This window comes from Streptococcus sp. 32226D021BW, from assembly GCF_053545015.1.
This window is the reverse complement of sequence record NZ_JBPPVC010000034.1, coordinates 1-1,534: the sequence shown is the minus strand read 5'-3', so window position 1 is coordinate 1,534 and position 1,534 is coordinate 1. Positions and strand designations below refer to the sequence as shown.

General features: G+C 36.6%; 1 protein-coding gene. It reads right to left on the bottom strand.

Annotation, left to right across the window (positions count from 1 at the left end; translation table 11 throughout):
* Window positions 1–412: protein rep (locus ACEE44_RS10300; RefSeq protein ID WP_449172162.1), on the bottom strand; the 412-nt coding region annotated here is incomplete at its 3' end.
* Window positions 413–1,534: the final 1,122 nt, after the last annotated feature.

The following is a 1,534-nucleotide window of genomic DNA, read 5'->3' as shown; positions in this document are numbered from 1 at the left end:
CTTTTTTATAGCGAGTTAGCTTATTAAAGGCTTTAGTCAAAGCTCTTAAAGACACTTTTAACTCCTCTGCTGAATGAGCGTTTTTAACGGTTAAAGTTAAAAACAAAAACCGTCCTTTAGGCTCTCTTGCAACTGCTTCCGCAATAATTTGTTTTAATTGGCTCGAATTTTTCATACTCTTTCTCCAATTGCACAACGGACACAAACGCTTATGACAAAACCACGTTTGATAAAGCTTTAAATGATCACCAATCTTGCGAAAACGCAAAACTTCGCCACAACCCCGTATATCATGTGCCCGTTTAAATTCTAAGATTGCCAAATATTCGGCATAACGGACATTTTCAATCTTCCGTTCTCGCCAAGGTCTAACTTTGCCATTATCTGTAATATCTTCAAAAATTTCTGACATAAAAAGCTCCTCCCGCTTACCACGTGAAGGAGCTAACTATCATTTTTAATAAGGTTAAAGCCTTGACATTAAAGGGTTTTCTCCTTAAACTATAACTACAAATTATGAATGATAATTAACTCACGTGCTCGGACGACCAAATCAGAGATATCACGTGGGTTTTTTATTTTATATTAATTTTATAAACTCATAATATCACAAAACACTGTAATATCAAGGGATATAAGCCTAATCAAGCTTGATTTTAAAAAACTAGTTGTTGCTAATAGTATCAAGATAAGAAGAAAACGCCAAAAATTGGCGTTTTTAAACCCCAAAAAGCAGATCAGCAAAAACCGCTGAACTGCTTTTTTTAAACCGTGGCTTTCAGCCACACTGACCAGCTGAACCAGCTGGATCGTAACGCTTGCCGCCGCTGGGCTCGGGAAAACAAGGGCTTGTTTTCCAAGACGTCAGGCTTTTGGTATTGTCTAGTCTATCAACTCCTTAAAGCCTCCAAGAGGGGCTAATATCGCCTGTAAGGCTCAATAAGCCCCTCTAAGTCGATTTACCGTTGACAGACAGTTAGATAGCTAACTGTTAGCTAAAATCGCTTAGAACGCAAATGAGAGCCTTTAAAATTAACGTTCAAAAATAAAAAAGTTCGAAGGAGCTAGCGACTGAACTTATTTATTTTTGAATGTTCCAAACTGACGCAAGTCAGTTTTGTTTGAGCAAAGCGAAATCTAATACAGGTTTTGATGGGTTTAGCACAACACAACTTCATGTTGTGTGTAAGTGCACCCTTGGACCCTTGGACAATGCAAAATAAAAAATCTTAATTAAATAGAGCCTAACTAAGATAGTCACGAAATTTATTATGTTTAAAAATCCGTATTATTTCAGATGTTTAGAATTAAGGTATTGAATATGGTGTGAATGAAAGCAAAGGATAATAATTATTTATTCATTGCTTGATTAGGTTTTTATTCGAAGGATAGGTACATACATAATTTAAGCACGCATTTATGCCGAGAAAATTTATTGATGTTGAGAAGAACCCTTAACTAAACTTGCAGACGAATGTCGGCATAGCGTGAGCTATTAAGCCGACCATTCGGCAAGTTTTGGGATCGTTAAGGG